The sequence below is a fragment of the Streptomyces sp. B6B3 genome (assembly GCF_039871525.1).
Taxonomy (GTDB): Bacteria; Actinomycetota; Actinomycetes; order Streptomycetales; family Streptomycetaceae; genus Streptomyces.
The window spans coordinates 757,864-781,210 of sequence record NZ_JBDPLU010000001.1 but is presented as its reverse complement, the minus strand read 5'-3'; the positions used below and the strand labels follow the sequence as shown (position 1 = coordinate 781,210).

Annotated in this window: 17 protein-coding genes, 1 tRNA gene and 2 pseudogenes; 5 read left to right on the top strand and 15 right to left on the bottom strand. The window is 73.4% G+C overall.

Annotated elements, in window-relative coordinates:
* Positions 1–11: 11 nt before the first annotated feature.
* Together ABGB06_RS03260 and ABGB06_RS03255 are read right to left on the bottom strand one after the other, a co-directional pair.
* Positions 12–989, bottom strand: coding sequence for an arginine--tRNA ligase (locus ABGB06_RS03260; protein ID WP_347585104.1), 978 nt, complete (start codon positions 987–989; stop codon positions 12–14).
* Positions 986–1,423, bottom strand: a complete 438-nt coding sequence (locus tag ABGB06_RS03255; protein ID WP_347585102.1) for a response regulator — start codon at positions 1,421–1,423, stop codon at positions 986–988. Before ABGB06_RS03255 ends, ABGB06_RS03260 begins: the two co-directional genes overlap by 4 nt.
* 137 nt (positions 1,424–1,560) lie before the next feature.
* Between ABGB06_RS03255 and ABGB06_RS03250 the strand changes: the two genes are divergently transcribed.
* A tRNA-Arg gene (locus ABGB06_RS03250) sits at positions 1,561–1,632 on the top strand.
* A 246-nt stretch (positions 1,633–1,878) separates the two neighbouring features.
* On the opposite strand, the gene ABGB06_RS03245 is transcribed toward ABGB06_RS03250, so the two are convergent.
* The 6 genes and pseudogenes from ABGB06_RS03245 to ABGB06_RS03220 form a co-directional block, all read right to left on the bottom strand.
* A complete protein-coding gene (locus tag ABGB06_RS03245) occupies positions 1,879–2,175 on the bottom strand; it encodes a DUF6119 family protein (RefSeq protein ID WP_347585101.1) in 297 nt (98 codons plus the stop codon).
* A 294-nt stretch (positions 2,176–2,469) separates the two neighbouring features.
* On the bottom strand, positions 2,470–4,071 hold the full coding sequence (locus tag ABGB06_RS03240) for a DHA2 family efflux MFS transporter permease subunit (RefSeq protein ID WP_347585100.1): 1,602 nt from the start codon (positions 4,069–4,071) through the stop codon (positions 2,470–2,472).
* Positions 4,052–4,564 carry a MarR family transcriptional regulator gene (locus ABGB06_RS03235; protein ID WP_347585099.1) on the bottom strand — a complete coding sequence of 171 codons (513 nt, stop codon included), beginning with the start codon at positions 4,562–4,564 and terminating at the stop codon, positions 4,052–4,054. The genes ABGB06_RS03240 and ABGB06_RS03235 overlap by 20 nt, the downstream gene beginning before the upstream one ends.
* Positions 4,565–4,657: 93 nt before the next feature.
* Complete coding sequence (lnt, locus tag ABGB06_RS03230; RefSeq protein ID WP_347585098.1) at positions 4,658–6,439, bottom strand: apolipoprotein N-acyltransferase; 1,782 nt, start codon at positions 6,437–6,439, stop codon at positions 4,658–4,660.
* Positions 6,440–6,487: 48 nt separating this feature from the next.
* Positions 6,488–7,058, bottom strand: a pseudogene (locus ABGB06_RS03225) (histidine phosphatase family protein).
* Positions 7,055–7,654, bottom strand: coding sequence for a TetR/AcrR family transcriptional regulator (locus ABGB06_RS03220; protein WP_347585097.1), 600 nt, complete (start codon positions 7,652–7,654; stop codon positions 7,055–7,057). Before ABGB06_RS03220 ends, ABGB06_RS03225 begins: the two are co-directional and overlap by 4 nt.
* Positions 7,655–7,742: 88 nt before the next feature.
* On the opposite strand from ABGB06_RS03220, the gene ABGB06_RS03215 reads away from it, so the two are divergent.
* Entirely contained in the window at positions 7,743–9,170 is a 1,428-nt protein-coding gene (locus ABGB06_RS03215; RefSeq protein WP_347585096.1) for an MFS transporter, read from the top strand.
* Positions 9,171–9,197: 27 nt separating this feature from the next.
* On the opposite strand, the gene ABGB06_RS03210 is transcribed toward ABGB06_RS03215, so the two are convergent.
* The 3 genes from ABGB06_RS03210 to ABGB06_RS03200 all read right to left on the bottom strand — a co-directional run bounded on the left by ABGB06_RS03210 (position 9,198) and on the right by ABGB06_RS03200 (position 13,791).
* Positions 9,198–12,074 carry a hypothetical protein gene (locus ABGB06_RS03210; protein ID WP_347585095.1) on the bottom strand — a complete coding sequence of 959 codons (2,877 nt, stop codon included), beginning with the start codon at positions 12,072–12,074 and terminating at the stop codon, positions 9,198–9,200.
* A 350-nt stretch (positions 12,075–12,424) separates the two neighbouring features.
* Positions 12,425–13,357, bottom strand: coding sequence for an META domain-containing protein (locus tag ABGB06_RS03205; protein WP_347585094.1), 933 nt, complete (start codon positions 13,355–13,357; stop codon positions 12,425–12,427).
* A 2-nt stretch (positions 13,358–13,359) separates the two neighbouring features.
* Positions 13,360–13,791, bottom strand: a complete 432-nt coding sequence (locus tag ABGB06_RS03200) for a hypothetical protein (RefSeq protein WP_347585092.1) — start codon at positions 13,789–13,791, stop codon at positions 13,360–13,362.
* A gap of 60 nt (positions 13,792–13,851) precedes the next feature.
* On the opposite strand from ABGB06_RS03200, the gene ABGB06_RS03195 reads away from it, so the two are divergent.
* Complete coding sequence (locus ABGB06_RS03195; RefSeq protein ID WP_347585091.1) at positions 13,852–14,046, top strand: hypothetical protein; 195 nt, start codon at positions 13,852–13,854, stop codon at positions 14,044–14,046.
* Here ABGB06_RS03195 and ABGB06_RS03190 read toward each other — a convergent pair.
* The gene (locus tag ABGB06_RS03190) at positions 14,016–14,585 is read right to left on the bottom strand and encodes a CGNR zinc finger domain-containing protein (RefSeq protein ID WP_347585090.1); all 570 of its coding nucleotides are present in this window, start codon (positions 14,583–14,585) and stop codon (positions 14,016–14,018) included. The two genes, ABGB06_RS03195 and ABGB06_RS03190, sit on opposite strands and share 31 nt — an antisense overlap.
* Before the next feature lie 146 nt (positions 14,586–14,731).
* Between ABGB06_RS03190 and ABGB06_RS03185 the strand changes: the two are divergent.
* Together ABGB06_RS03185 and ABGB06_RS03180 are read left to right on the top strand one after the other, a co-directional pair.
* Positions 14,732–15,967, top strand: a pseudogene (locus tag ABGB06_RS03185) (MFS transporter); the annotation flags it as partial.
* Positions 15,968–16,056: 89 nt separating this feature from the next.
* Positions 16,057–17,394 (top strand): aspartate aminotransferase family protein, encoded by a 1,338-nt coding sequence (locus ABGB06_RS03180; RefSeq protein ID WP_347585089.1) that lies wholly within the window; start codon positions 16,057–16,059, stop codon positions 17,392–17,394.
* Between the two features lie 32 nt (positions 17,395–17,426).
* On the opposite strand, the gene ABGB06_RS03175 is transcribed toward ABGB06_RS03180, so the two are convergent.
* The 3 genes from ABGB06_RS03175 to ABGB06_RS03165 form a co-directional block, all read right to left on the bottom strand.
* Positions 17,427–18,749, bottom strand: a complete 1,323-nt coding sequence (locus tag ABGB06_RS03175; protein WP_347585088.1) for a hypothetical protein — start codon at positions 18,747–18,749, stop codon at positions 17,427–17,429.
* 245 nt (positions 18,750–18,994) lie between these two features.
* Positions 18,995–19,333: a hypothetical protein gene (locus ABGB06_RS03170; protein ID WP_347585086.1), complete on the bottom strand. Its 339-nt coding sequence runs from the start codon at positions 19,331–19,333 to the stop codon at positions 18,995–18,997.
* Between the two features lie 165 nt (positions 19,334–19,498).
* Entirely contained in the window at positions 19,499–23,197 is a 3,699-nt protein-coding gene (locus ABGB06_RS03165; RefSeq protein WP_347585085.1) for a hypothetical protein, read from the bottom strand.
* Positions 23,198–23,347 lie beyond the last annotated feature (150 nt).

Below are 23,347 nucleotides of genomic sequence, written 5' to 3'. Positions count from 1 at the left end.
TCTTGCTGGTCCTAGAGATGTTCGGGTGCGCTGACGCCCAACTCGTACAGGCCGTCGGCGAGCACCGTCCCGGCCGCCTGGGCGAGGGCGAGCCGGGCGCGGTGGACGACCCCGGGTTTCTCGTCGCCGCGCGGCAGGGTCGGACGCTCGCCCTCGACGACGAGCAACGCGTCGGCCGTACGCCGCAACCGGGCGGGCAACCGCCTGCCCCTTGCCGGGGAGCGCAGCACCGGGTCCTGGGCCCGAGCCGTCCCGGCGGTCGCGCGTGCGGGGGCGGGGTGGGCCCTGACGGTCTGGATGGCGTGGCCCACGGCGTCGGCCTCCGGGTCGGCGACCCGTATCCCGGAGGGCACGCACGCGGCGCCAGCGCCCGACATGGAGGGCTGGGGCGCCTCGACGGACGCGTCGCCGAGCAGCCCGAGCAGGGTCCGTTCACCGAGGTACGGGTACGGGTACGGATACGTGCCGGGTCCTGGTTCGGCGGGCAGGCCCAGCGCCTCCCCGGCGCGCACCAGCGCCCGGCTGCGCGCGTGCGCGTACCTGACCAGGAAGAGCGGGTTCCCCTCGCGCTGCACCAGCAGCGACGCCGGGTCCGCGCCGGTCGCCTCGGCCCAGCGGGCCACGTCCCTGGCCGGATCCTCGGGCAGCACGGGCGGGCGCGGCCGGGCCAGGATCTCCCGCAGCAACTCCGCCTCGGCGCCGTCGGCCAACGTGACGGTGAGGAAGCCGGCACCGCTGACCTCGACCCGACGCACGCCGGCCCGCCGCGCCAGCCGCTCGCCGATCAGCCCCGCCACCTCGGGCGCGGCCCGGCCGGCCGGGCCGGCCAGCCGCAGCGCGATCCCGGTGGCCCAGTCGCCGTCGCCCCGCGGGGGTCGACGCACGGAGACCCGTTCGGGCAGCGCCATGGCCGGCAGGGACAGCTCACCGTCGGCCACGGCGTCGCGCACGTCGCGCAGCACCGCGTCGGAGAGCTGGGCCGGAGTCACGGGGCCAGCGTACGAGAACCCGGCCGGCACTCCGCCACCGGTTTCACCAGCCGAACGGCGCGCGACCGGCCCTCCGACCAGAGCCGACGCACCAGCCGCACCAACTCCCCCGGGTCGAACGGCTTCGCCAGCGCCGCGTCCACCCCGTGCGGCGGTTCCCGCCAGCAGGCGCTGGCACTCACCAGCACCAGCGGAATATGTCCGGTCCTGGCGTCCGTCCGCAGCCGGCCCACCGTGCCCAGACCGTCCAGCCGCGGCATCGCCAGGTCGAGCGTGATCACGTCGGGCCGCAACGCGTGCACGGCCTCCAGGCACTCGGCGCCGTCGGACGCGGTCATGACCTCGAAGCCGTCGAGTTCGAGATTGACCCTGATCAGCTGCCGGATGGCCTGACTGTCGTCGACGACGAGGACCCGGCCGGGCGCGCCTGGCACACAGCCAGCCTAAGCGCGGCCCCCACCCCCCGTCCGGGCTTTTCCGAATCTGTACCCGGTAGTAGCGCCCCCCGCACCCACGTACGGAAACGCGGTGCGGGCCCCCCTCACCGAGCTGATAGGGTTCTACCCGTCGCGCCCCCGTAGCTCAGGGGATAGAGCAACGGCCTCCGGAGCCGTGTGCGCAGGTTCGAATCCTGCCGGGGGCACCCACGATGGAGTGCCAACAGACCCCGTGACCAGCCTCGTTGCTGGACCGGGGTCTTCGTGCGTGCGACGCGCTCGTTGGCGGACACTTCCGTTGGCACCCGGACGCAGGCGAACGTTCTGGATCGTGCGCGGGGTGTCCCGTGAGGCGGGACTCGCCGCGCACGGTCAGGGTCGAGGCGGCGACGTGGCACAGTACCGACGGGATGCCCCGGTGGTCCCGGCCCGGATGTCCACGAAGCCGACGATCAGGCGGCGGGTTGGTCCTGGATGCCCCGCTGTTCGAGGGTACGCACGGTGTGCGCGGGCGTGGCCCGGGAGACGGCGAACAGGGTGTCCGAGGTCGGGGCGGTACCCCGCTTCGGGTGGATCGCGAAGACCGGCCGGCGCGGAACGGGGTCGTCGGGGAGGACGCGCGGGCCATCGGTCCGCTCGCGGACGAGCCGGAGGAAGTCGGCGCGCGCCGAAGGCGAGTTCCTCAGCATCGGGACGGTCACGAGGCCCTGCTGGAAGTGGTGGCTCAGCTCGCTTAGCGGGTTCTTCAAAACAGGCGCGGTCGACGTCAACGGCCAGGCCGGCAGGGGGAACGAGGACCACGACGGCCCGGGGCTCCCGTGGGACGATCGCGCCGATCTCGTATCGGGCCTGGTCCAGGAGGCAGAACCGCCGCGAGCCCAGGGGGAGGTCGGTCTCGATCCAGCGCAACGCGCCGGTCGTGGCCAGCCGCTCGGAGACGGGCGCCTCGCGGCTCACGCAGGCCGGCGCAGGGTGTCCGGGCGCGTCCCCTGGCCACGGTGCCGGCGGGCACGCCGGTTTCCGTGGCCAGGGGGCCCGGCTGGTCAGTGCAGGACGACGGACGGGGGCGCGGCCTCGTCCTTGTCGTCGGGCACGTCCGTCTTCACGTGCCTGCGGGGCAGGAACATCGACGCGCCGAGGGTGATGACGAGTGCGATGGTGGCCACCCAGTACGTCGTCTCGAAGGCGTGCGCCAGGTCGGCGAGCGCCGTGCTCTGGAACGCGTCGCCCAGCCGCTGGGCGGTTTCCAGTGCCCAGGCCGGGGGCTCGATGCCCGCGCGTTCGGCCTGCTCGATGGCGCCGGCCGCCGTGAGCGCCTCGGACGCGTTCTGCTGGTTTGTCAGGACCACCGACATCACCGCGACGCCGACGGACGCGGCGACCTGCTGGATCACGTTGATGAGGGTCGAGCCCCGGGCGACCTGGTGGGTGCGGAGCGTCTTCAGCGCGGAGGTGAACGTCGGCATCATGGCGGCGCCCATGCCCAGCCCCATGATGAACAGGAAGAGGATGATCTGCCAGTACGGCGTGTCGACGTCGGTGCTCATGGCCAGGCCGATGATGCCGCCGACGATCGTGACGAGGCCGATGGGCACGATCCGCCCGACGGGCCACTTGTCGGCCAGCGTGCCGGCGATCGGCATGGTCACCATCGCGCCGATGCCCTGTGGGGCGACCAGGAGACCGGCGTGGAGGACGTCCTCGCCGCGCACCTGCTGGAAGTAGGTCGGCACGAGCAGCATCGCGCCGAAGAAGGAGCCGGCGAACAGGAACATCACGATGGTGGAGATGGTCAGGTTGCGGTTCCTGAACAGGCTCAGGTCCAGCAGGGGATGCTCCGGCCGGAACGCCCACACGACGAAGGCCGCGATCAGTGCCAGACCGATGAGTCCTGGCGCCAGGACCTCGGCCGCGGCCACGGTGCCCTCGCCCGGGATGGACGAGACGCCGTAGAGGAACAGCGCCAGACCCGGCGACATGAGCAGCATCCCGACGAGGTCGAAGCTCTCACTCGGCTCCGGCGCGTCCTTCGGAAGCACGACCTGGGCGTAGATGATCGCGGCGATGCCGAGGGGGAGGTTGATCAGGAAGATCCAGTGCCACGAGACGGCGTCGATGAGCCAGCCGCCGAGGATGGGGCCGCCGATCGGGCCCAGCAGCATCGGAATGCCGAGGATCGCCATCAACCGGCCCATGCGGTGCGGACCCGCGGCCTTGGTCATGATCGTCATGCCCAGCGGCATCAGCATGCCGCCGCCCAGGCCCTGCAGCACCCGGAAGATGATCAGTGCCTCGATGCTCCAGGCGAACGCGCAGAGTATCGAGCCGAGGGTGAAAAGCGTCAGCGCGGCGATGTACAGGCGTTTCGTGCCGAACCGGTCCGCTGCCCAGCCGGTGACGGGGATGACGGCGGCGAGGGCCAACGTGTAGCCGGTGATGGTCCAGGCGGCCGTCGAGTAGGCGTCGACCTCGAACTCGGACTGGAATGTCGGGAGGGCGACGTTGACGACCGTGGTGTCCAGGATGGCCATGATCATGCCGAGGACGACGACTCCGGCCACCTTGAGTGTGGCTGCCGTTATCTTGTCGTCGTCCTCGCCGGGTGACTCGGCGGCGCTTCCCTTGTCAGCGACTGTGGTGGACATGGATTTCCTTCTGATCGGTCTGAGGAAGCTGGGAGTGAGCGGCTGACGGGCCGGCGGTGAGATGGTCGCCGGCCATCAGGGGGCGTAGGGCGGTGAGGAACGCTCGGACGTGCTCCGCCGAGAGGTGCTCCACGAAGGTGCGCAGGGCCCTGCGGCGAGGCTCGAGGTGCTGGTCGACCACCCTGAGTCCCTCCTGAGTGATCGAGACGAGCTTGACCCGCCGGTCCGCGGGGCTCTCCCGGCGCTCGACGCTCCCGAGCCGGACCAGGCCGTCGAGGCTTCTGCCGACGGCCGCGAGAGACAGCCCCAACCGATGGGCGACCTGGTGGATCGGCTGCGGCTCGTCGGCGGCGGCCAGCACAAACAGGGCGCGGACCTGCGTGAACGACAGCTCCACATCCGCCAGGAAGCTCAGCTCGTCGGACTCGGCGAGGCAGAACAGGTGCTGAAGGAACGCTTCCAGCCCTTCGTACAACTCAGCGCGCTCGCTCACGGGTGTCAACCTAGAGTCATTACTTGCATGGCCACAACTAATTTTCTTCTCCGTGCCGGTGAGACGGGCCCGGGGCCGGCCCGCGGTTGCGTGTCATTCGGCGTCGCGGTCCTCGCGGCCCTGGCCGGGGCGGTCCTGGAGGGCGGTGGTGACACCGGCCCGGTCGGCGTCGGTGGTCTGGTCGGCGGCGGTCTGGTCGGCGTCGCCGGCCCGGTCGGCCGCCACGAGTTCGCCCACGGGCCGGCTCTCGCCCACTGACCGCGACGCGGGGTGAGCGTCAGGGCTCGGGTCAACGGCCGCGGTGTCCGTCGGCGCGCCGTCCGGGGCGGGGCCGCGGCGGCCGCGGCGGAGGGCCGGGAGGAGCGCTGCGAGGAGCGCGGCCAGGGCCACGGCCGCGATGGCGGCCTCGGGGGCGGCGCCGAGGCGGGTGGCCAGGGTGGTCTCGGTGCGCAGCGGGACGCTGGCCGTCAGGACCTGCCGTTCCCACGGTCCGGTGGCCGTCAGGACGGTGCCGTCGGGGGCGATGACGGCGCTGATGCCGGTGGTGGAGGCGACGAGCACGGAGCGGCCGTGCTCGACGGCGCGCAGCCGGGACATGTCGAGTTGCTGTTCGGGCTGGGCGAGGTTGTCGTCGCGCATGTAGGTCGCGTTGTTGGTGGGGACGGCGATGAGGTTGGCGCCGGTGCGGACGGCGTCGCGGACCTGGCTGTCGTAGGCGACCTCGTAGCAGATCGACGGAGCCAACCGGATGGGCCCGGCGTCCAGGCGCACGGGGCCGTCGCCGGGGACGAAGTCGCGCGGGATGAGCTGGAGATCGCCGAGGCCGCCGAGGAGACCGCGCGCGGGGATGTACTCGCCGAAGGGGACCAGGTGCTGCTTGGTGTAGTACGGGCCCGGGCCGGTCTCGGGGTCCCACAGCAGGCTGGCGTTGCGGATGCGGTCGTCGTCGGTGTCCAGGATCGCCCCCACCACGATGGGCGCGCCCACCTCGGCGGCCACCTCCGATATCTGCTGGCGCAGCCCCGGGTCGGTGCGCGGGTCGCGGTCGGTGGCGTTCTCCGGCCACAGCACCAGGTCGGGCTGTGGTGCCCGCCCGGCCTGGATGTCGCGGGCCAGCTGCCTGGTGGCGGCGATGTGGTTCTCGGCGACGCGTTCGACGCGGGCCTGTTCCGCCACGGAACGGCCGCGGGGCACGTTGCCCTGCACCACGGCGACGGTCGCCCGCGTCCCGCCGTCGGCGGGCGGGACCAGCACGCCGCCGCCGGCCCAGGCCGCGAGAGCCACCACGAATCCGACGGCGACGCGCCGCCACCGGGCGGGCGGGGCGGTGAGCAGCGCGGCGACCAGCGCGGCCAGGCAGGCGGCGGCCAACGCGGTGACCGCGCTGACCATCGGGACGCCGCCGACCGCGGCCCACCCCACGGCCGGGGCGTCCGCCTGGCTGAAGGCCAGCCGCCCCCAGGGGAAACCACCGAGCGGCACCCGGGAGCGCACCGCCTCGGCGGCCACCCACCAGGCCGCCGCCCACACCGGCCAGGCGGGCAGCCGGAGGAGCGGCGGGACCGCACAGCTCAACGCCCCGAGCAGTAGGGCCTGGATCACGCTGAGCGCGAGCCAGGCCGGCAGGCCGAGGTTGCTCAGCCACCACAGCAGCGGGACGAAGAAAGCCAGCCCGAAGAGCGTGCCCAGGCCGAACGCCGCACGCGGTCGGCGGTCGCGCAGCGCGAGCAGCAGCAGCGCGGGCCCGGCGACCGCGGTCGGCCACCATCCGGCCGGCGGGAACGCGAGGGCCAGCAGCAGCCCGCCCGCGAGGGCCAGGGCCGGCCCGGCCCATGCCCTCGGTATCGCCAGCCCTTGCGGGTCGGACCTGGTCATCGTGCTCCTTCTGCCTTGCCGAAAGGTGAGCCGTGCTCGCCGACCATCTCAGCACGGCCCTGGTTCCCTCCCTGCCGCGGGCTCGGACGAGGGGAGGTGGGCCGCCGTCTCGTTGTAGGTGAGGAGCGCGGCGGGGTGAGTGGGCTGTAGCGGAGGACGGTCAGGGTGGCGCGGACGAGCCAGCCGATGAGGAGGGGTGGGTGACGAGCAGTTCGTGGCAGGCTCGTCGTCGTCGACGGGTCCGACGCAACGGGCGAGGGCCCGCCGGGCCAGCGCCGGGCCGCGTTCGCGCTCGTCGGCCGGGGGGTGGGCGAGGAAGTCGAGGATCGCGTCGGTCGAGTCCGGGGAAATTCCTCGCGTCGCGGGAGGTGGGGGACGTGGTCGTCGGCCCGGGGTGAGGCGCGCGGGGGGACGGCGGCGTCGAGCTGGTCGCGGACGAGGCGGGCGGTCTGTTCCGCGCTCGGGAGCGGGCCGTGGTGGATCGCCGCCAGGGGCAGCGCCGGAGTCGCCCTCCGAGCGGGACGGCCTGGCGGCGCCCGAGGTCCGTCAGCTCGGCCTCGTCCGGTGACGCCTCGCCGTGCCGGGTGCGGTAGAGGGTACGGGTGGCTCGTGCCGTCAGGTGCGGGGCTGCCGGACCGCGGGGAGCAGGGTGGCGGTGAGGAGGTCGGGGACCGTGTCGGCGGAGAGGCGGCCGGCTTGGGCCTCGGCGGCGGCCGCGTGGATGAGGTGGTAGTAGACGGTCACCAGCCAGTCCGCCGGGAGGTCGTCGCGGATCGTGCCCTCGGCCTGCCCCCGGAGCAGCAGCTCGTGGAGCGGGGTCAGGACCTGTGCGTGGCGGGCGCGCATCCGGTCCGGGGGGAGGGCCGTCGAGACGGCGGAGAACAGCGTGAGGTGGCGGTCGAGGTACTGCCAGGAGGAGCGGGCGAGCGTGGTCAACGCCTGGTCGGCCGGCAGGTCCTCCAGTCGCTGATCGGCGAGGAGGGCGGCGGTCTCGCCGACGGCGTGCTCCACCACGGCCTCCAGGAGCTCCTCCCGGCTGGGGAAGTGCGAGTACAGCGTGACGCGGCTGACGCCGGCGGCCCGGGCGACGGCCGACATTCCCGCGCCCGGGTCGGCCAGCAGGCAGTCGCGCGCCGCGGCGGTGATGGCGGCGATGCTGCGTTCGGCGTCCGCCCGCCGCCTGCCGGGGCCGCCGCGGGATGTGGTGCTCGGCATGCAGAAATCTTAACAGCAGTGTTCATATTAGGAGCCCGGCGGACGTAGCGTAGCCCTAACACCGTTGTACAGGTTAGGAGCTCGGTCGATGTCTGCTCACCACCATCCACACCGTTGGCGGCTGCTCGTCGTGCTGTGCCTCGCGCAGTTCATGCTGATAGCGGACGTGACGGTCATCAACGTGGCGCTGCCGACCGTGGGCGAGGAACTCTCGCTGTCCGCAGGGGCGATGACCTGGGTGGTCACCGCCTACACGCTCTTCTTCGGCAGTCTGCTGTTGCTCGGCGGGCGCCTCGCGGACGCGGTGGGGAAGCTGCGGATCTTTCTGGCGGGGCTCGCCCTCTTCACCGCCGCGTCGATCGCCGCGGGGCTGGCCACCGGCGGCGGCATGCTGATCGCCGCCCGGTCCGCCCAGGGCGTCGGCGCGGCGCTGCTCTCACCGGCCGCCATGGCCCTCGTCGTCTCCCTCTTCCACGGCCCCGACCGCAACCGGGCCCTCGGTACCTGGGCCGCCGTGGGCGGCGCCGGCTCCGCGGTCGGCGTGCTGCTCGGTGGCGTGTTCGTGGCGGGACCCGGCTGGGAGTGGGTCTTCTTCATCAACGTCCCGGTGGGCGTCCTCGTCCTGTTCGCCGTTCCCTTCCTGCTGGGCGACGCCCGCGCGCGCACCGGCGCGCCAGCCGCGCCCTCGCGTCTGGACCTGCCGGGAGCACTCACGCTGACCGCCGCGCCGGCGTTCCTCATCTACGGCCTGGTGCAGGCCCGCGACCATGGGTTCGGCGACGTCTCGGCGTGGTTGCCGCTGGCCCTGGCACTGCTGGCCGGGGCCGGATTCGTCGCGGTCGAACGCGCCGCCGCCGAGCCGTTGGTGCGCCTGGAGTTGCTGGTCCGCCGGAGCCTGGTCACGGGAAGCCTGATCATGCTGGCCGCCTCGGGGCTGCTGATCTCGGCGTTCTTCCTGACCTCCTTCTATCTCCAGCACGTCCTCGGCTACGGCGCGCTCGGCACCGGCCTCGCGTTCCTGCCCGTGGCGGTGGCCGTCACCGCCGGCGCGCACCTCGGGTCCCGCGCCGTGCAGACACTGGGCTGGCGCCCCGTCGGCGCCGGCGGGTTCGCGCTCGCCGCGGTGGGGGCCTGGCTCCTCACCGGCCTGTCGCCGGACAGCGGGGTGTGGAGTGGGCTGGTGCCCGGTTTCACCCTGCTGTCCCTCGGTCTCGGGCCGGCCTTCGTCTGCGCCACCACCGCCGCGATGAACCGCCTGCCGCATCACGACACGGGTCTGGCGTCCGGACTGGTCAACACCGCCCACGAACTCGGCGCGTCACTTGGGGTGGCGGTCCTCGCGACCCTGGTCGGGGCGGGTCTGGAGGGCGGCGGCGCGGCGCCGGTCGGCGCCGGCGGCTTCGACGACGCCTTCACCGCCTGCGCGCTGATCGCCGCGGTGGCCGCCCTGGCGGCCGCCTTCCTGCTCCCGCCCGGCCGCCCCGATCCCGCCCACGGGCCCGCCTTCGCCCACTGACCTCGACCGCCGCGGGCCCGGCGCCGCTCAGGCAGGGTGGTCAGGGGGCAGGAGGAGGCCGGTGGTGCCGTCGTAGCTGCCGAGGGCCTGGGTGGCCGTCAGGCCGTCCGGGTCGGTCGCGTGGACGGCGACCGCGTGCGTTCCGGGGCCGGGCGAGCGGGCGTCGAACGTGCCGCCCGTGGTCGTCGCGGGGGTGCCGTCGACGGACCAGGTGAGGGCCGCGTCGAGCAGCGGGCCGTGCTGTGGGGAGAGGCCCTGGGCCCGCAGCAGCGGGCCGTCGTTGGCGCCGAGCAGCAGGCGGGGCGGCCGGGATGGGAGGGCGAACGGCGGGGGCTGGACGTAGGAGGTGTGGTAGCCGTTGGTCGCGATGACCTGGACCAGGCAGTGGTCGTGGCCCGGCAGCGGTCGCAGGTCGAGGTCGAAGGAACCGCCGGTGAGGTTCGCGCCGGGGCGCAGCGCGACGGTGCCGTCGGCGTTGCCGAACCGCACCGAGCAGGTCGCGGGCGGGTCGGCCTCCGTGCCGCCGCCGATCTGCCGCCAACGCAGGTGCAGCACGCCCTCGGTGTCGATCTGGGCGACGGAGTTCGGGGCCAGCAGGGCGATGACGGGAGGATGCGGCGGCACGCACAGGGCGCCGAGCTCGGTGCCGTCGCGGCGCAGCACCACCCGTTCGGCGTCCGGCTCGTAGGGCAGGCGGGCCCCGAACGACGCCTCCTCCTCGGCGGCGTAGAGGAAACGGGGATCGACCGGCGCGCTGCCCAGCACCCGCCCGTCGGTGGTCTCCAGCGAGACGGTGTACCCGGAGCCGGCCGCCTCTGCGCCCAGCGGTTCGGACGGTGGCGCGAAGGTGCGCTCGGAGGGGCGCCAGCGCACGGCGTCGGCGCGGGACAGGTAGCCGCGAATCGCGACGTAGGGGCCGGGGAACGGTCGGCTGGCGGGGATGCCGGTCCGGGGCAGCACCCCGAACGGGCTGGCGGCGACGCGGCGTTCGCGGCGTTGCCCCAGGGACTGGATCCGGAAGTGGAGCCGCTCCCAGTGGAAGTAGCCGACCCAGCCGTTCTCGCCGTCGCAGTAGCTCATCAGGTCGCCCGTGGTCGCCGGGTACGTCCTCGGCACCCGCGGGTCGACGCCGACCTGGCCGATCGAGCCGTCGCCGGGGGCGTAGTCGGGTTCGAGGTCCTCGATGCCGCTGCCGCACGGCGCGTGCGACAGGCTGAGCAGATGGCCGAGTTCGTGGGCGAAGCCGGCGACGGGGAAGTCCTGCCGGCAGAAGGCGACGTGTTCCGCGGGGCGTGCCTTCCCGGTGCGGGCCACGGGCACCGAGGCGTCGACCATGGCGACCAGCAGCTTGAACTCGGAGATGTCGTTCTCCCCGTAGAGGTCCTCCAGTTCGTCGAGGAACGCCGTCATGCCGTCCTCGGTGTTCAGGTTCTGGCCGGTGTGGATCGTCTGCGAGCCCGGCAGGTCCCAGAACACGAGGCTGGCCGGCGTGCTGTCGGCGATCGGGTACCGCGCGGGCAGGGTTCTGGCCACGGCCAGGTAGTCGGCCTCGGAGGGCGCGGGGATCGAGCCGACTCCGGCGCGGACGATGACGATGTTCAGCCGCTCCTGCGACACGAACTCGACGGCGGTCTCCACCGGGTTGCTCGTCGTGCCGGCGACCGTGGCCTGGACCACGAACGTCGCGTGCCCGGCGGCCACCCGCTCGGCGGGGACGAGGAAGTTGAGGGTGTGCCCGAGGATCGTGCGGTCGATCCGGTCGACGGGCATGGCGGTGATCGACTCCAGGGGCCCGGTGGTGAACCCGGTGCCGCGCATGGTCAGGGTGCCGGTCACCCCGGCCACGGTGCCGCCGTTGTTCTCCACGGCGATGCCCGAGTCGAGGTAGACGCGCACCAGCGTGGCCTTGCCGGCGACGAGCGTCAGGGCGTTGTCGGGCAGCGTCGGCAGGTTGAGGGTCTGGATCGCCTGGGTGACCTCGACCCCGGTGATCTGGAGGTTCGGCGTGGCGTCGAGGGGCAGCCGCTCGGCGCTCATGGTGACCATGAATCCGTGGTGCTTGTCGGCGTTGCGGCAGGGGCCGACGAGGATGCTGCCGAGGGTCCTGTCGTCGTTGGGGTCGATGACGAACATGGAGCGGCCGAGGAACGTGTACTCCGTGTCGGGGCCCGGCCATGCGGTGTCGTCGTTGGCGTAGGCCTCCATCAGGATCCGGGTGGGGCCGCCCAGGACCAGGGTGAAGGTGGTGGTGGGCGTGCCGTGCGAGAGCGGGTACAGGCGCTCGTCGTCGACGAAGTCGCCCGAGTTGTTCCACCGGAAGAGCTCCTGGTCGATGGGGTCGGCGGTGCCCTCGGCGGCGGCGTGGGCGTTGACGTAGAGCGCCACGTGGGTGTCGTCGCCCTGCTCGTGGTTCATGACCAGGATGTCGTTGAAGACGATCCGGACGCGATCCCGCCGCGGTTCGGGCGGCGTGGGCACCAGTTCGGCCGTCGCGGTGACGACGATGCCCTGGTTGGCGTTGTCGGTGGTGGTGGGCCCGATCAGCAGGCCGCCCAGCGAGCTGGGCTCCCGGTTGTCGAACACCACGCTCGCCTCGCCGAGGAAGTTCTCGTGCTCCCCCTCGTCGGGCCAGGGGTTGTCGTCGTCCGCGGCGGCGTACGCCTTCACCGTGATGGTCGCCAGGCCGGTCAGTTCGAAGTCGACGACGCTCGGATCGACGGGGTCGCCGTCGAGTTGGTAGTCGAAGTTGTCCTCGACCTCGCCGTTGCGGTAGTTCCAGCGGAACGCCGCGAGCTGCGTGCCACCCTCGTCGGTGACGGTGGCGTAGAGACCCAGATGGGTGTCGCCGGCCTCCTCGTCCTCGAGAACGTACACATCGCCGAAGGTCACGCGGGTTCTGGGCACGGGCGCTCCTCCCGTTCGCAGAGGACGGCCCGCGGCGGTCACGCGCGGCGAGCACGCGAGTACGCCGTCCATCATGCTGCGGTGGAGGTCGTCAGGACCCGGTCGGATAAGGCGAACACGGTGTCGAGGTGTGGCGCGCGGCGCGGCCGGCACCGATGACGCGCGATGACCTGCGGTGACGCGCGAGGGCGCGCTCGGCCGCGCCGCTCTTCGAACGGATTTCCGGCGACCCGAAGGGCTCGGGTCGGTGGACCTCGTGCGCGGGCAGTCCCATGAGACGGGACTCTCCGCGCACGATCCCCGGGCGGTCCGGGGCCGAGCGACGCCGCTCCGGAGGCCCCGGACGGGCGTCAGCGGGCGTCGGCGTCCCTCGTCAGGGTCATGCTGTCGCCGTCGGCGCTGGTCAGGGTGAGGGTGTTGCCGGAGTGGTCGAGGGCGTAGGTGAGGTCGTCGGCGAAGATGCCGAGGACGCGGTCGTCCCACTCCCGGAGGGCGCCGGGGCAGCCGATCTCGGTGAGGCCGCCGTCCTGGCCGATCGTGAGCGTGCGCCACTCGATCACCGCGGTGGTGTTGAGCTGGTTGCAGCCGGAGGAGAAGTCGAGGTCGCCGCCGTCCTCCGGGGTCGCGGCGGGCTCGATCTCCAGGTGGGCGCCGTCGCTCCCCTCCGGGCGGGCCATGTCCTCCCCGTCCACGTAGACGCTCTCCGGCACCCATCGGACGCCGGTGATCGGCCGCTCCTCGCCCCTGGTCAGGGTCATGGTGTCGCCGTTGTCCGCGGTGAGGGTGAGGGTGTCGCCTCCGTCGGAGAGGGCGAACGTCGGGTCGCTCTCGAAGAGTTGGACGGCGCCCCGCTCGAAGCGGTCCACGTCCTCGCCGCACGCCATCATGGTGCTGACGAAGCCCGAGACGCGGAGGGTGTCGCCCTCGATGCTCATGTCGGTGCCGGTGGAGTTGCATCCCACGTAGACGCCGGACCGGCCGCCGTCGTCCTCCGTGCTGCCGGGGTCGATGGTGACGAGGGCGTCGGCGGTCCGGTCCGTCGCCGGTAGGGCGTACGTCTCGCCGTCGAGGGTCAGGCTCTCCGGTATCCATTCGCCCGGCACGCGTTCGGCGGCGTCGCCCGCGTCGTCGGCGGCGGCGTCCTGGTCGTTCGCGTCGTTCGCGTCGTCCGCGGTGCCGGCGGCGCTGCCGCCGGCGTCACCGGCTTCCGGGTCCGTGCCGCAACCGGCCAGGGCCAGTGGCAAGGTCGCGGCCGCGATCAGCGCGAGTGTCGCGCGTCTCATGCTCATGCCGATCCGACGTGGCCGCCCGCCTCCGGGTTCCGGTCCTCCTCGGCGGACGTGTTGAGCCTGGCGTAGCCCGTGAGGCGCGGGGTGAGGGAGACGTCGATGCCGTCGTCCGGCGTGGGCAGTCCGGCGCGCACGGCCTCGGAGGGATCGCCGAAGACCTCGAACCGCTCGATCGTGCAGTGCCGCATGACCTCCTGGATGTAGGGGTCCGACAGCCGCCAGTGCCGGAGGACGGCCTGCGAGTCCGCGTACAGCTGGAAGCTGGTGGCGCGCAGCTCCCGCTCGTCGAGGAAGACGTCGACGAGGATCTGCGGGGCCTCCCGCTCGGCGAACTCCACCGCCCGGCGGATCGCCGCGCTGAAGGCGTCCAGGTGGCCCGGGGTGACGCGCATGGTGTTGCGGAAGAGGAGACGGTCGTCGGCGGGCATCGGAGGCACCTCCGTGGTGAGGGACGGGCACTCCCACCCACGCTAGGAGTTCAACCCGACTTGAGGTCAACGCCGGTCGTAGACCAGGGCGATCTCCCCCGGATCGCCGGTGTCCTGGTGGACGAGCCGCCAGGTCGAGCCGGGCAGGCCGTCGTCGAACAGTCCCGGGCCGCCGCCGACGATCTCGGCGCGGACTTCGGCGCGGACGCCGGGCCGGTCGGCGGCTACGCGGACTGGCGCCGGCGGGAGGCGTAGCCGCGGGACTTGTTGCGGTTGCCGCACACCCGCATCGAGCACCAGCGGCGGCTGCGGTTCTTCGACGTGTCCCAGAACGCCCACGCGCAGGTGTGCTCCGCGCAGCGCTTGAGCCGGGCGGCGTCCCCGGTCGTGACCAGCTCCTGCCACGCGATCGCCAGCCGGACCAGCGGCTCGCGTTCCGCGGAGGTCCCCGGCGCGGGGGTCAGGGCGCCCCGGGCCGTGATCAGCACCGGATGGCTGGCCAGCACCCGGTCCGCCGCGGCGAGCAGATCGGGGTCGGGCTCGGGCGCACCGCCGACGTGGGCGCCCAACTCCTCGCGGAGGCCCGCGCGCAGGGCCAGATAGTCCCGATGGGCCTCGGCGGAGAGCTCGACGGGGATCACGCCGGGGATCTCGCCGGCCGCGGCGGGCAGGCCGCGGGCCTTCAGCCAGCCGGCCAGCCCGGCCGGGGTGGCGATCTCGTCGCTGCCCTCCTCGACGTCGACCGTGTTGGCGAAGGCCTCCACCAGAACGGCCGAGGCCGGTGGTTCCAACATCGCTGGTCACCTCCCGTGCGCCCGCCCCCTGCGGGCTCACCATTCTACCGGCTAAGCGTTTTGCCGGTTGCGGGATGGCGCGGCATCCGCCAGGATACGAGAGCGCACCAGCTAACGCGTTAGACGGTTAGGGGAGGAACATGGTCATGGCGACGCCGGCTCGGACGACGACCGAACGGGCCCCACGCCCGGGCCCCGCGGACGCGGGCCGGCGCAACACCGCGGTCCTGGTCGGCTTCACCGCCCTGACCAACCTCGCCGACGGCGTGCTGAAGCTGTCACTCCCGCTGCTGGCCGCCCAGCTCACCGGCTCCCCCGCCCAGGTCACCGCCGTCGCGCTGACCCTCACGCTGCCGTGGCTGCTCGTCGCCCTGCACGTGGGCGTGCTCGTCGACCGCTTCGACCGGCGGCGGCTGCTCTGGGGCGCGAACGCGGCGCGCCTGGCGGCGGTGGGCTGGCTCGCCGCCTCCGCCGCGGCCGGTGGCGTCACCGTCGGCCGGCTCCTCGCCACGGGCGCGGTCCTCGGCGTCGCCGACGTGCTGGCCGCCACCTCCGCCGCGGCGCTGGTGCCGGCCGCGGTGCCGCCGGCCGGGCGGGAGCGGGCCAACGCCTGGATGGTCGGGGTCGAGACCGTGGGGCAGGAGTTCGCCGGGCCGTTCGTCGGCGGGCTGCTGCTGGCCGCGGGAACGGGCCTCGCGCTGGGGGTGACGGGCGTCGCGTACGCCCTCGCCGCCCTCTCCCTGCTCCTGCTGGTGGGCCGCTTCCGGGCCGCCGCGCCCGCCGCGGGCACGCCCCCCGTCTCGGTCCACGGCCGGATCGCCGAGGGCCTGCGCTTCCTGTGGCGGGACCCGGTGCTGCGCACGCTGTCGCTGGTCGTCGCCGTGCTCGCCGCCGTCTGGGGCGCCTGGTTGGCGCTGATGCCGCTCTACGCCCAGCAGGCCATGGACCTCGGGCCGCGACAGTACGGCGTCGTGCTCAGCGCCCTCGGCGTCGGCGGGCTGGTCGGCGCGGTGGCCGTGCGTGGCGTGAACCGGCTGCTGGGGGTCCGCTGGGCGATGTTCGCCGACCTGGTCTGCACCGTGACGATGGTGGCGCTGCCCGCCCTGACCACCAGCGTCTGGGCCGTGGCGGCCGGCGCCTTTCTCGGCGGCATGGGCGGAACGCTGTGGTCGGTCAACGCCCGGATCATCGCCCAGCGCGTGGTCCCCGACGCGATGCTCGGCCGCTACGGCGCGGCGGCCCGGCTGTTCAGCTTCGGTGCCATGCCGCTGGGCGCGGGGCTGGTCGGTCTGCTGGCCGAACTGGGCGGCATGCGACTCGCCTTCGGCGTGTTCGCGGTGGCCGCCACGACGACGCTGGTGCCGTTCCTCAGGAACGTCACCGGCAGGAACGTCACCGGCCCCGCCCCGCGGCCCCGCCAGCCGGCGTTATGCGATGGACGCGTCTCTCACCGGCGACCTACGGTCGGCACATGGCTGATGCGACCACCCCGCCGACGTCCACCGACACCTTCTGGGCCGATGCCGAGCGGCACCTCGTCCGCTACGGCGGCGAGTTCACCCCCGAGATCATCGAACGCGCGGCCGGCAGCTTCGTGTACACCGCGGACGGTCGGAAGATCCTCGACTTCACGTCGGGGCAGATGAGCGCGATCCTCGGCCACTCGCATCCGGAGATCGTCGCGACGGTGCAACGGCAGGTCGCGTCCCTCGACCACCTCTTCAGCGGCATGCTCAGCCGCCCGGTGGTCGACCTCGCCCGGCGGCTGGCCGACACGCTGCCCGCCCCGCTGGAGAAGGCGCTGTTGCTGACGACGGGCGCCGAGTCGAACGAGGCGGCGATCCGGATGGCCAAGCTCGTCACGGGCCGGCACGAGATCGTCTCGTTCGCGCGGTCCTGGCACGGCATGACGCAGGCCGCCGCGTCCGCCACCTACAGCGCGGGCCGGAAGGGTTACGGCCCGGCCGCGCCCGGCAACCTCGCGATCCCCGCGCCGAATCCGTACCGGCCCGACTTCACCAGGCCCGACGGCTCGCTGGACTGGCAACGCCAGCTGGACTTCGCCTTCGACCTGATCGACGCCCAGTCGACGGGCAGCCTGGCCGCCTGTCTCGTCGAACCGATCCTCAGCTCCGGCGGGATCATCGAGCCGCCGGCCGGGTACTTCGCCGCCCTGCACGACAAGTGCCGGGAGCGCGGCATGCTGTTGATCCTGGACGAGGCGCAGACCGGCCTGTGCCGCACCGGGACCTGGTACGCGTTCGAGCGCGACGGCGTGGTGCCCGACATCCTCACCCTGTCCAAGACGCTCGGCGCCGGGCTGCCCCTCGCGGCGGTGATCACCAGCGCCGAGATCGAACAGGAGGCGCACGCGCGCGGGTTCCTGTTCTTCACCACGCACGTGGCCGACCCGCTGGTGGCCGCGGTCGGCAACACGGTCCTGGACGTCCTGGTCGCCGAGCGGCTCGACGAACGGGCGCGGTCGCTCGGCGCGTTCCTCCGCCAGGGCCTGACGGACATCGCGGAGCGGCACGCGGTGGTCGGCGACATCCGCGGCCGGGGCCTGCTGGTCGGGCTCGAACTCGTCGTCGACCGCGAGACCAAGCGGAGCTCGAACGAACTGGGCGCCCGGGTCACCCGGCGCTGCCTCGAACTCGGCCTGCACATGAACATCGTGCAGCTCCCCGGCATGGGTGGGGTGCTGCGGATGGCACCGCCGCTGACCGCCACCCAGGAGGAGCTGTCGCTCGGCCTGACGATCCTGGACAAGGCGATCGGCGACGCCCGCGCCGCCGGCGGCGGCGTCTGAGCCGCCTGGGCCGCCGTTGGAGCGGTGCCGGGTCAACGGTGCAGCAGGAGGGTCAGGACGAGCCGGTTGCCGTCCTTGCTGCCGGGGACGAAGCGCTCCTCCCAGCCCCACTGCTGATGGAAGCTCTGGTTGTTCTCCTGTGGGCCGTACATCTGGAAGTACCACTGGGGGTCCCCGCTGCTCAGGGTCTCCTCCTCCTCGTGGCGGGCGTAGTTCTCCATGGTGACGTGGTCGGGGCCGCTGGTCGCCACGACGGTGGCGAAGTGGTAGTCGACCTCGCCCGACGCGGCCTTCCTGTCCAGTGCCTTGATCATGTAGAGATCGCCGACGCTGACCCCCGGGGTGAACTGGTTCAGCCCCAACTCGGCGTAGAGTTCCGTCAACGCCTTCTTCCGCGCCGGGTCGTCCCGGGCCACCATGATCTTCCTGATGATCTTCCCGAGCTCGCGGGTCAACGCGTCCGCCGACCCGGCGCCCCTGGCGCCCTCGCGCCGTGCCTCGTCCAGCTTCCGCTTGCTCCGCTTCGCCGACCGCTTCGCCGACCGCCCCGTCGACAGGCCGCCCAGCAGGTCCGCCACGGCGTCGGCGTAGCGCCGCTCCCCGATGATCTCGGGGGCCGGAAGGCCGCTGATCGAGGCGGCGATCGAGTCGCACCGCTGGGCGAACCGGGCGTCGAGGCCGCGCTGCTCGATGGTCTCCTCCCGCGATGCGGAGTAGCGGCTCGCCACCGGTTCGACCTGCCACAGAATGAGCGGGCGGCCGGGCCTGCGCACGGCCAGGTACTTCTGGGTCCGCGCGAGGCTCAGCTCCCCCTTCAGTTGCTTCAGTCGCTCGTTGGCCTCGTCGATGCGGTCCAGGGTGGCGAAGAACGTCTTGGCCTGACGGCGGGAGCCGGTGTCCTCGATCGCCAGGTCGAGGTTTGCCGCGAGGCGCAGCGGAGCGTCGCCCTTGTACACGATGTTGGCGGTGCCGTCGGCGCCGACGAAGCTCCTGAGCCTCTTCGGCTTGTTCCTGGGTCGATGGACGATCCGTCGACGTGACTTCTGGCCGGGGAAGTGCTCGTCCGTTCGCGATTCCGGCTCGTGCTTCTCCCTGGGCGTCTCACCCTTCTCCTCAGGCTCCTCGCCCTTCTCCTCAGGTTCCTCGGACTCCTCGCCTCTCCCCCTCCCCCGGCGCTCCTCGCCCCGCTCCTGGAGCACCCCCTTGAGCGGGTAGTGGTTGTCTCCCGGCTGGACGACGGTGAACCGCTGCACGGGGGTGGGCGGCCCGTCCCGGCGCGCGGGGTCGCGGAGCGCGTGGACCACGGCGGCGTTACCGGCCGCGCGTTGCAGGGCGACCGCCGCGGCTGGGGTCAACGGGCCGCCGGTGAGGCCGGTCCCGGCCGCGGAGGGCCGCGGCGTCCGGTCCCGGGTCCGCGCGTCCCGAGGTCTCGTGTCGCGGGGTCTCGTGTCGCGGGGTCTCGTGTCGCGGGGTCCTTCCACCCAGGCGTCCATGCTGACGTCTCCGATCGAAGCGGCGGATTCGTCACCTATAGCGCCGGCCCCGCCGTCCCGGGGAGGCCCGAAAGGGCAACCGGAGAGGCAGACGGCACCCGTCGTGATCAGGTGCTGAGTCGGGAGGCGAGGGAGGCCACCCGCTGGTCGAGTTGGGGCAGGTCGAGGGTGCGCAGCTCGCGGGCGGAGAGGGTGACCGCGGGCCGGTCGCCGTCGGGGATGAGGGTCACGCGCAGCTCGTCCGTGCGCTCGCGGAGCCAGGCGATCAGGGCGGCCGACAGGATGGTCGCGACTCCGCCGCGGGCGAGGGACACCAGCAGCGCCGCCGGCGCGCGCTGGGCGCGCACCCGGCCGCGTAACGCGCCGTCCCGTACGAGCCAGGCGTGCAGGGAGCGCAGCTCCTGTCCCGAGGAGTCCCCCGCAACGACGATCCGTGTCTCCCCCATCTGCCCTTCACCCCCACGCCGGCGCCGCTGGAGACGCCGTGCGACCGAGCCTGCAGGTTGTTCATCGGAGTAACAAGGGGCGCGCGGACGTGCGTGGGGGCGTCTCCGGTGGCACGGAAACGGCGGGCGCGCGCCCGCGGCGGCCGGACGTCGCTGTCCGCTGGATCATGGCGCCGGGGCGTCCGGGCACACCGGGTCGGTCGACGGATCCTGCAGGTACTGCGAGCGTTCCTCCGCGGTGAAGTCCCGGTGCAGGGCCCGGCAGATCCGCGTCTCGGCCTCGGCCGCGTCGGGGAGGGCCGTGTTCCACAGCCGCACCGTCGCGTCGTCGCCGCCGGTGGCCAGCGTGTGGCCGTCCGCACTGAACGCCAGCGCGTTCACCGTGCCCTCGTGGCCGGCGAGATCGCGGCGCTTCTTTCCGGTCTCGACGTCCCACAGCCGCACCGTGCCGTCGCTGCCGCCGCTGGCGAGCAGGTCGCCGTCCGGGCTGAACGCCACCGCCCTGACCGCACCGTCGTGGCCGGGCGAGGTGCGGCGCTCCTCGCCCGTCTCGACGTCCCACAGCCGCACCGTCCCGCCATGGCTGCCGCTGGCCACCAGCCGACCATCGGGGCTGAACGCCACCGAGAAGACGGTGCCGCCGTCCTGGCCGGAGAGGCTGAGCCGCTCCTCACCCGTGTCGACGTCCCACAGCCGCACCGTCCCGCCGTGGGTCCCGGTGGCCAGCACCTCGCCGTCCGGGCTGAACGCGATCGAGAACACCTGGCCGTCGGCGCTCGGGAGGCTGAGCAGTTCCTCGCCGGTCGCCAGATCCCACAGCCGGACCGTCCCGGCGTCCCCGCTGGTGGCGAGAAGCCGGCCGTCGGGACTGAACGCCACGGCGGAGATCCAGTCGTCCCGGTCCGGCGGTCCTGGGCGTTCACGGCCGGTGGCCGCGTCGAACAGGCGCACCGTCCCCTCGTCGCTGCCCGTGGCCAGGAGTCGGCCGTCCGGGCTGAACGCCACCGCGTTCAGCCGCCCGTGGCCGCCGGGCAGGCTGAGTCCCTCCTCGCCGGTGGCCGCGTCGAACAGGCGCACCGTGCCGTCGTCGCTACCGGTGGCCAGGGTCCCGTCGTCGGGGCTGAACGCCACCGCCGGCACCCCGCCACCGCGGTCGGGGAGGCTGAGCCGCTCCTCGCCGGTGGCCAGGTCCCACAGCCGCACCGTCCCGTCGTCGCTGCCGGTGGCCAGCCGCTTCCCGTCCGGGCTGAACACCACCGCCGACACCCAGTCGTCGTGGCCGGCCAGCGTGCGGCGCTCGTCGCCGGTGGCCACCTCCCACAGCCGCACGGTCCCGTCGTCGCTGCCGGTGGCCAGGGTGTCGCCGTCCGGGCTGAAGGCCAGCGCGTTCAGCCGCCCGTCGTGGCCGGGGAGGCTGAGCCGGCGTTCGCCGCCCGTGGCCACGTCCCACACCCGGACCGTCCCGTCGCCGCCACCCGTGCCGAGGATCGTGCCGTCCGGGTTGAACGCCACCGTGGACACCCCGTCCCCTACGTCCGGGAGGCTGAAGCGTTCCTCACCCGTGCCCAGGTCCCACACCTGGACCGTGCCGTCGTCGCTGCCCGCGGCCAGGGTCTGGCCGTTCGGGCTGAACGCCACGGCCGACACCCAGCCGCCGTGACCCGGCAGGGTGCGCCGCTCCTCCCCCGTGGCCAGATCCCACACCCGCACCGTGCCGTCGTCGCTGCCCGCGGCCAGCGTCCTGCCATCCGCGCTGAACGCCACGGCCGACACCCAGCCGCCGTGACCCGGCAGGGTGCGCCGCTCCTCCCCCGTGGCCAGATCCCACACCCGCACCGTGCCGTCGTCGCCCCCCATGGCGAGGATCCTGCCGTCCGGGCTGAACCCCACCGCCGAGACCCAGTCGTCGTTCCCCGGCAGGGTGCGGCGCTCCTCCCCCGTGGTCACGTCCCACAGCCGCACGCTGCCGTCCGCGCTGCCCGTGGCCAGCGTGCCGCCCTCCGGATCGAACACCAGTGCGTCCACCGGGGCCTGATGTCCGGTCAGCAAATGCTCCAGGCCGAGATCGGCGGCGTTGAAGAGGCTGGTGACGGCCTCGGGGGTGGGGTTGGTCCGGTAGGCCTGGACGGCCAGCAGCGACGCCAGGTCGGGATCGGACTCCAGCAGCGCGGTGGACTGCGCGGCCAACTCCCGGGACAGCGCCTCCTGTTGCGCGGCGACGGCGGCCCGCTGCTGCTGGACCGCCACCACCGCCGCGACGAGTGCCACGACGAGCAGCAGGGACAGCGCGGTGGCGAGGACCCGGAGCCGGCGGGCGGCCCGGGCGCTGGTCCGTTGTTCGTGCCGGCGCGCCTGCAGGCTGGCGGTGAGGAAGACGCGTTCCAGCGGGGTGAGTTCGTCGTGCTGGTCGGCCGGGAAGGCCTCCTCGGCGGCGGTCAGCCGGCTGCCGCGATAGAGCGCGCCGGCGTCCCGGTCCAGATCCTCCCAGGTCCGGGCGTCCTCGGTCAGCCGCCGGTGCACGCGCAGCCGCTCCCGGTCGGCCTCGATCCAGCCCCGCAGCCGGGGCCAGGCGGTGATCAGCGCCTCGTGGGCGAGGTCCACCGTGGTGTCGTCGAGGGTGATCAGGCGGTCCCTGGCCAGGCGTTCGAGGACGAGCTCGGTCTGCTCCGCGTCCGCGTCCGCGTGCTCCAGTTCGGAGCGGTCGGCGGGCCGTCGGGTGTCCTGCGCTCCCTGCCCGGGGTTGATCAGCCGGAGCAGGATGCGGCGGGCGAGGTCGGCCTGGCCGGGCGTGAGCCGGGTGTAGGCGTGTTCGGCGGTGCGGGCGACGGCGCCGTTGACGCCGCCGGCCGCCTCGTAGCCGGCCAGGGTCAGGGTGCGGCCCTTGCGGCGGCGCCAGGTCTCCAGCAGGGCGTGGGACATCAGCGGCAGCCCGCCCGGCTCGCCGCCGACCTCCTCGACGACGTGGGACGTCAGGGCGCGCTCGACGATCAGGCCCGCGGACTGGGCGGGCCCGACGATGGCCTGACGCAGCTCGTCCGGGCTCATCGGACCGACCAGCAGGCTGGCCTCGTTGAGGGCCGCGGTGAGTTCGGCGTGCTCGGTCAGGTGGCCGTAGAAGTCCGCCCGGACGGCGACGACGACGCGCAACGGGCTGCCGGGGCGGCGGGCGTCCAGCAGCAGGTCGATGAACGAGGCGCGCTCCGCCCGGTCGTGGCAGAGGGTGAAGACCTCCTCGAACTGGTCGACCACGACGACCGTGTCGCCGCTGGCGCCGCCGTCGCCGTTCGCCTCCGGCGGCGCGAGGGCCTCCGCGCGCCCGCGCACCGGGTGGTCGCCGGGGGTGAGGATGCGGATCGCCGCGGGCACCTCGTGCGGCGCCCGCGACCGTTGCAGGGCCGGGATCAGCCCCGCCCGCAGCAGCGAGGACTTACCGCTGCCCGAGGGGCCGACCAGGGCGGTGAAACGGCGGGCGCGGACCAGTCCGAGCAGGTCCTCGGTGAGCCGCTCCCGGCCGAAGAACCGCTCGGCGTCGCCCGGTTCGAACCGCGCCAGCCCCTTGTAGGGCGCGCTGACCTCCGGGTCGTCGACCGTCTCCGTCGCCGCCTGTTCGGCCACCGCGCGCCAGCGTCGTTCCCACGCGTCCCGGTCCCCGCCGCAGGCCTGCACATAGGCCAGGGTGACCGGCAGCGAGGGTAACTGCTCGCCGCTCGCGGCCCGCGACAGCGTGGAGACGGTGTAGCTCGTGCGCTGGGCCATCACGCGGTAGGTGAGGCCGCCAGCCCGCTGACGTAACCCGCGCAACTCCGAGGCGAACCGCTGCACCGGGCCCGCGGCCGGGTCCAGCGCCTTCTCCTGTCGGCCCATCGCCGTTCTCCCGTTCCCCTGTTCACAGCGCGGACAGCCGTCAAGCTACCCAGCACCATCCCGGGTCGCAACGCACGTCGCCGCCGGCCGCGCCGGCGCCCGGACGTGCCGATCCCGCATTCACCGGACGGCATTTCCGTAACCCGCCAT